A 6,359-nucleotide genomic window follows, 5' to 3' on the forward strand; every position below is an offset into this window, starting at 1 on the left:
CAGATTCCTAGATGTGTAGTGCGGGTGAAGAGAAAGTAAGAAAGATAATCCACGTTGATATGGACTGTTTTTACGCAGCTGTTGAAATGAGAGATAATCCTGCTTACCGAAATCGACCACTTGCAGTCGGGGGGCATGAAAAGCAGCGTGGCGTTTTGAGTACCTGTAATTACGAAGCTCGCAAGTTTGGTATTCGTTCTGCAATGCCGACGGGAAAGGCGCTGCAGCTTTGTCCCAATCTGTTGGTTGTTCCTGGTAGGATGTCGGTCTACGTCGAGATATCGAAAAAGATTCGCGAGATTTTTTCTCGATATACATCCATCATTGAACCTCTGTCTTTAGATGAAGCTTTTCTTGATGTCACGGATTCGACGCTGTGTCGTGGCTCGGCAACACTGATTGCCGAATCAATTCGTCGCGATATCTGGAATGAACTTAACCTGACCGCTTCTGCTGGTATTGCGCCGATTAAATTTTTGGCGAAGGTGGCCTCGGATCTGAATAAGCCCAATGGTCAGTTTGTAATACCTCCACAAGACGTACAATCAGTGATAGATGAATTGCCACTCGAAAAAATCCCAGGCGTTGGCAAGGTCAGTATTGAAAAGCTCCATCAAGCTGGCTTCTTTACTTGTAAGGACATTAAGGAATCTGACTATCGAGATCTATTGCTCAGGTTTGGCCGTCAAGGCGCATCACTCTGGAAGCGCAGCCATGGTATTGATGACAGAGAAGTTATTATTGAGCGTGAACGAAAATCAGTAGGCGTAGAGCGAACTTTTACTCAGAATATTTCTACTTACGCAGAATGTTGGCAAGTAATAGAAGACAAGCTTTTTCCTGAGCTTGAAGCACGTCTAGAGAAAGCTAGCCCAAGTAAAGCTATCATCAAGCAGGGCATTAAGCTCAAGTTTGCCGACTTCCAGCAAACCACTATCGAGCACATACACGCCTCTCTCGATCGAGAGCACTTTAAAGAACTGTTGAGTGAGATACTCAAAAGGCAGCAAGGGCGAGAAATTCGCCTGCTTGGTTTAAGCGTAATGCTACAACCCAAAGACCAAATGCGTCAGTTGAGTTTCTTTTAGGGAAAGGCGCTGAGAGTTTAGGTTTAGAGGTGTTGCTGGAAGTGCTAGAGTTTGAATACCGACTAGACTCCACAGCCTAGCCAGCTTCTATATCAATACGTGATATGCCTTATCTAGGAAGTTGTTTAACTCGCGCTAAGGTATCACTGAATGGTTGTTGCTCTAGCTTTCCGTATCCAACCATTTTGCTGGCTTTAAGCTTAGTTGAAAGTGGAGTTGCGATTCCGCATAGAAAACGAGTAATGGCTTCGTCGGTGATCAATTGTTGGCTTGCGGAAATGAACTCATGGGTCCATGTCATTACCGTTTCATCATCAATAGGCTCAACATCAACGGTTGGTAATATTGCTACTTGACCGCGACATACTGAGCAGTGACCACACTTGGCTGGCGCTTTATCATCGGCGAAGTAACTCGCAAGGCGAGAGCTTAGGCAGGTATCAGCCTCAAAGAAGCTCAGCATTTGGTTAAGGCGGTTTATCTCACTGTTCTCTTTTTCCTTAAACAATTCAGTTAGACGTTCCGATAACTGCATCATGTCTTCAGTGGTGTTGTGGATCGCATACACATCTGTGATCTGCTTACTTTCCAACTCAATCCAACCTTGTTCATTGAAGTAATCGATTGCCGCAATCACACGCTGACGATCAGTCTGGAAGTGTGTCCACAGTGCGTCGAAGTCGACTTGGCACCATACTCTTGCTTGAGGAGAACATTGGAAAATCGCTTCCACAAAATGACGACGTTCGCCTTGGAATTGTTCGGTGATCTGCTGCTTAGTACGTATGAATTTAAATTTGTAGTCAGCAAAGTAGCTGTATTTAGGCTCAATCACGCCTTCAATTTCGAGATACACCAGTAGCGTTTTAAGTGGTAACTGACGAATGTTGGACTCACGCGATAATTGGTTGAGCATGATTTCCCATTGGTTTGCGCCAGAAGCCGCAATGTTTTGGTTTTCGTATATTTCTTTTAAGACCGTTTGAATTGATATGTTGTCTGGCGTATCACCAAAAACGAAGTTCTCTAGTGTACTTAGACCATATTTGTTGGCGAGAAGAATACATTCTGAAGGCTGACCATCTCTGCCGGCTCTGCCTATCTCTTGCGAGTAGTTTTCGATCGATTTCGGTAAGTCAAAGTGAATCACTCGGCGAATGTTGGACTTATCGACACCCATACCAAAAGCAATGGTTGCCACGATGCAGTTCACGTCATCGTTCATGAATTGATGCTGAATGGCATCTCTGTTTTCAGGCTTAAGACCGGCATGGTAAGCCACGGCATTAACGCCAGCATTACGGAGTTGCTGAGCCACCATCTCTGCTGTCTGTTGAAGGGTGACATAAACAATAGTCGGAGCTAGAGAAGCTTGGTTAACGACATTGCACAAGGTTTCTAGTTTGCTGGTTTGTTCGCAAGGTTGAATCGACAGGTCGAGGTTTTGACGATAGAAACCCGTAACCACAACGCGTTCCTCATCAATTTCAAACTTCGACTTCATATCTTGGATAACCGATGTCGTCGCAGTAGCTGTCAGTAGCAGTACTTGTGGAATATTGAGCTGCTTTTGGTATTGGGGAAGCTTCAGGTAGTCTGGTCTGAAGTTGTGTCCCCATTCTGATATACAGTGTGCTTCATCAACTACGAGCATAGAGATGGGAACTTGGGAGATAAACTGACGAAAGCGTTCGTTCTTCAAGCGCTCAACAGAGATCATTAGGATTTTAGTATCGCCGTTACGCACGGATTGCATCACCTGTTGTGTGGTTTGTCTGTCTTGGCTTGATTCGATTGCAGCCGCGCTTATTCCCTTACTGTGTAAGAAGCTGAGCTGGTCTTTCATTAAGGCTAACAATGGTGATATCACTAAGGTTAAGTGCGGCAACTCTAGTGCTGGCAATTGGTAGCAAAGCGACTTGCCTGAGCCTGTTGGGAATATAGCGGCAGTCGAGTGACCAGATAGAACATTATCAATGACTTGCTTTTGCCCATTACGCAGTGAGTCGAATCCGAATACTTGTTTTAGCTTCTGCTCAATCATTTATGTTCTACCTGAGTTATTAAGTGTCGTATTGATGTTAAAGCGGGCGCCTATTGATGATTGCGTCGCTTGATGAATCAAATGTCTTGCACCTGATTGTACCTAATTCTATTCTGTAGCTCCTATAGAAAAGCACCCCAATAGTATGAATAAGTCTGAGCTTCGCCAAATAATCATAGAGCAACTCGAATCCCGATTACGTATCGCACAATCTGCTACTCAACGCGCTATTGATGCTGCGACCGATGAAGAGACTGTGCCTGAGCATAAGTACGACACTCTGGCTCTAGAAGCTTCGTATCTTGCTCACGGTCAAGCTGTAAGAGTGCAAGAGTGTGAAGATGACATTCAGTGTTATCGTAACTTAGTGCTGCGTGATAGTGAGAGGATTACAGTGAGCAGCTATGTTGTGGTCATTGACGAGCATGATCAATATAAACATTTTTTTATGGGGCCGAGAGTCGGTGGGCTTTCTGTTACGTGGAATAACAATGAAGTTGCTATCGTGACGGAAAATGCACCTTTTGGTCAGGCTCTAATGGGGAAAGAAGTCGGTGATGAGATTGAGTTTAAGGTCGCAGATAAACAGTTTTGCTATGAAGTAATATCTATCGACTAACTGAGTAACGGATATATATAAAACGTTTCTCTGACAAAGAAGCATATACCAAGGGTATAGTAATCTGTCAGATTGATGAGAGGATGTTATGAAAAACAAAATGTTTATGAAGAACAGTGTATTAATCGCATCGTTAACAGCGGTAATCTCTGTTGTGAGCCTGCCAACTTTTGCTGCTCAGTGTCGAGTTGATTTGAAAAATGAATTGCGAATCGATGACCAGAAAGTCGAAATCCACCAAGTGAATGGTGATACTGCCGTTTTTGATGGTAACAACGACTTATATATCCATGGTGAGAAGGTTGAGCTTGATGCCGACCAACAAGCGGCGATTGAGAAATACCGCGAAAAAATGAGTGAGTACTTACCACGAGCGAAACAAATGGCTAACGATGGTTTAGCGTTAGCGAATGATGTTATTGATGACATTGCTGCTAGCCTAGATTCACCGGAATCATTTGATAATGTAAAAGAGTCAATGAAAACCTACTTTGCTGAACTGGAAGCTCGTTACTACAAAGATGGCGAGTTAGTGTTACCAGCAGACAGTTTTGATTCGATGGCCAATGGTTGGTCTGAAGATTTCGAGAAGGCTAAGGAGATCTTTAACCAAGAATTTATCTCTAGCGCTTTTAATGCGATGTCAGAAAAAATGAAACAAGATGGTGGCTTAAACCTAACTGAATTGGCTGACAGCATGGCTGCATTAAAGCTTAAAGTTGAAGAGCGCATGAAAGAACACTCTCAACAAGTGCAAGAGGAAGCGAATGAGTTCTGTGATTCTCTAGATGAGATGGCAGAACAAGAGCAACAGCTGCATGAAATCATTCCGAACCTAAAAGACTATCAAGTCTTCACGATCTAATCTGAATCTAACTATAAGTCACAAGAGCACCATTTGGTGCTCTTTTTGTTCGTATAAATTGAACAATACGACGAGTAATCATCTCAATTCAATCCATTGTTTCTCTAGTCCTGAACCTTGCTTTACTGCTTTTAGGTAAACGATAAGACCAGTTATTTGTTAATTTAATGGTTCTAAATAGCGTATTTGTTGTAAAAACTAGAAGATTGCTCATTTATTAGTTGTGCCTATCATTGCTTTTGATTACTGTACTTCTAAACTAGTTCACTGATTTTTGATGCGGGCAATATGGACCAACAATCTTCCTCTTCAAGAGAGCACTTTAGCTCTCGTTTGGGTTTTATTTTAGCAGCGGCGGGTGCTGCTGTTGGCTTAGGTAATATTTGGGGTTTCCCAACCCAAGTCGCCAGTAACGGCGGTGGTGCTTTTCTGCTTGTTTACCTAATTATGATTTTCGTGGTTGCTTTCCCGATGCTGGTGGTTGAGATGGCTATTGGTCGACATGGCCAAGCAAATCCTGTCGATAGCATGCGTTCTTTGACTACAAACCCGTTAGGCAAGAAAGTCGGTGAATTTGTTGGTTGGATTGGGTTGAGTGTTCCAAGTGCAGTGCTAGCGTTTTATAGCATTGTCGGTGGTTGGTTGATCTGCTTCCTAATAGGTGCTGTCGCTGACCTGATTGGTCTAGAGGCTGCTGCTGATTGGTTTAAAGGCTTCAGTGTTGAGCGCAATGTTTTTGGTACCGTCGCATTCTATGTACTGACTATCTTGATTGTTCAGGGCGGTGTTAAGCAGGGGATCGAGAAATGGTCGACCCGTTTAATGCCTGCGCTATTTGTGTTATTTGGCTTATTGTTTGTTTACATCATGACGCAATCTGGCGCGATGGAAGGCCTAAAACATTACCTTGTTCCAGACTTTGAGAAAGTGTGGGATAGAAAACTGATTCTGGCGGCAATGGGACAGGGCTTCTTCTCGCTCACTATTGGCGGTTGCTCGATGTTGGTTTATGGCTCTTACTTAAGTAAGAAAGAGAACCTGCCAAAAATGGCAATGAACGTTACCTTAGTTGATACCGCGGTTGCTTTTATTGCGGGTTTAGTCGTGATGCCTGCGATGTTTGTTGCGATGCAAAAAGGTGTTCAAATCTATGCTGAAGATGGCTCATTACTGAGCTCTGATACCCTAGTATTTACGGTTCTGCCTTTGATGTTTGATAGCCTAGGTATGCTGGGCCAGGTCTTCGCAATTGTGTTCTTCTTATTGCTAACGATTGCAGCACTTACTTCATCGATTTCAATGTTGGAAGCCCCTGTCGCTCTTGTTAGTGAGCGTTTTAAGACCAGACGAACGCCAACAAGTTGGGTAATTGGTGGTGCTATCGCATTGTTCAGTGTGGTGATTGTTTACAACTTTGCCGCTATGTTTGGCATGGTTGCGATGATTGCGACTCAGTACCTTCAACCAGTCGCTGCACTGATGTTCTGTGTGTTTGGTGGTTGGGTATGGAGCCGAGCTTCAAAAGTGAAAGAACTTGAACAAGGTTGTCCTGATTTTCAACTTGGTTGGTTTGGTAAGGTTTGGCCAATGTATGTGAAGTTCGTGTGCCCAATTTTAGTCGCAACGGTTATCTGGGCATCTTTTGGCTAGTAGACCATTTAACATCTAGATGATTAGACTTGCAGTTCAAGGCCACTCTTAATGAGTGGCTTTGTTGTTTTTGTATCGAACAAGCTTGTTCGA

The 6,359-nt window shown here is 43.5% G+C and carries 5 protein-coding genes; 4 read left to right on the forward strand and 1 reads right to left on the reverse strand.

The features are described 5' to 3' along the window. Positions 1-11: 11 nt before the first annotated feature. Complete coding sequence (gene dinB / locus AB4496_RS22980; RefSeq protein ID WP_102258205.1) at positions 12-1,088, forward strand: DNA polymerase IV; 1,077 nt, start codon at positions 12-14, stop codon at positions 1,086-1,088. Positions 1,089-1,197: 109 nt separating this feature from the next. Here the strand turns inward: dinB and AB4496_RS22985 are convergent, their stop codons facing one another. Then, positions 1,198-3,132, reverse strand: coding sequence for an ATP-dependent DNA helicase RecQ (locus AB4496_RS22985; protein WP_102258204.1), 1,935 nt, complete (start codon positions 3,130-3,132; stop codon positions 1,198-1,200). A gap of 145 nt (positions 3,133-3,277) precedes the next feature. On the opposite strand from AB4496_RS22985, the gene AB4496_RS22990 reads away from it, so the two are divergent. From AB4496_RS22990 to AB4496_RS23000, 3 genes are all read left to right on the forward strand, one after another. Beyond that, complete coding sequence (locus AB4496_RS22990; protein WP_017096215.1) at positions 3,278-3,751, forward strand: GreA/GreB family elongation factor; 474 nt, start codon at positions 3,278-3,280, stop codon at positions 3,749-3,751. 88 nt (positions 3,752-3,839) lie between these two features. Continuing rightward, on the forward strand, positions 3,840-4,616 hold the full coding sequence (locus tag AB4496_RS22995) for a YggN family protein (protein ID WP_032500839.1): 777 nt from the start codon (positions 3,840-3,842) through the stop codon (positions 4,614-4,616). A gap of 288 nt (positions 4,617-4,904) precedes the next feature. Beyond that, positions 4,905-6,266, forward strand: a complete 1,362-nt coding sequence (locus AB4496_RS23000) for a sodium-dependent transporter (protein WP_012603370.1) — start codon at positions 4,905-4,907, stop codon at positions 6,264-6,266. Positions 6,267-6,359: the final 93 nt, after the last annotated feature.

This window comes from Vibrio sp. 10N.222.46.A1 (assembly GCF_041473595.1).
Lineage (GTDB): Bacteria > Pseudomonadota > Gammaproteobacteria > Enterobacterales > Vibrionaceae > Vibrio > Vibrio tasmaniensis_A.

What these genes read in the sequence shown, in the direction of transcription:
- dinB (WP_102258205.1), top strand. Translation starts at nt 12, where the DNA reads ATGTGTAGTGCGGGTGAAGAGAAAGTAAGAAAGATAATCCACGTTGAT.
- AB4496_RS22985 (WP_102258204.1), bottom strand. Translation starts at nt 3,132, where the DNA reads ATGATTGAGCAGAAGCTAAAACAAGTATTCGGATTCGACTCACTGCGT.
- AB4496_RS22990 (WP_017096215.1), top strand. Translation starts at nt 3,278, where the DNA reads ATGAATAAGTCTGAGCTTCGCCAAATAATCATAGAGCAACTCGAATCC.
- AB4496_RS22995 (WP_032500839.1), top strand. Translation starts at nt 3,840, where the DNA reads ATGAAAAACAAAATGTTTATGAAGAACAGTGTATTAATCGCATCGTTA.
- AB4496_RS23000 (WP_012603370.1), top strand. Translation starts at nt 4,905, where the DNA reads ATGGACCAACAATCTTCCTCTTCAAGAGAGCACTTTAGCTCTCGTTTG.